Origin of the sequence: Priestia sp. SIMBA_032, from assembly GCF_046535215.1 — a bacterium.
In the GTDB taxonomy this organism is placed as follows: Bacteria; Bacillota; Bacilli; order Bacillales; family Bacillaceae_H; genus Priestia; species Priestia aryabhattai.
On the sequence record NZ_JAWRXD010001337.1, the window covers coordinates 1 to 245 of the forward strand.

A 245-nucleotide genomic window follows, 5' to 3' on the forward strand; every position below is an offset into this window, starting at 1 on the left:
CTCCTGTTACCCCTGTACTTCCTGTAGCCCCAGTACTCCCCGTTGCTCCAGTCGCACCTGTACTTCCACTCGGTCCGCCACCCGGACCTGTCGCACCAGTTGGCCCTGTCGGACCAGGAGGTCCTCCAGATGGTCCAGTTATTCCAGTTGGACCTGTTATTCCCGTCGGGCCTGTTATTCCTTGACCAGTTGCTCCAGTCGCTCCGGTTGCACCTGTATTTCCACTCGGTCCTTGTGTTCCTTGT

Annotated in this window: 1 protein-coding gene; it reads right to left on the reverse strand. The window is 58.0% G+C overall.

The features are described from left to right. Nucleotides 1–245, reverse strand: a 245-nt coding sequence (locus SB717_RS38650) for a hypothetical protein (protein WP_410908534.1), incomplete at both ends; no start/stop codon positions are given.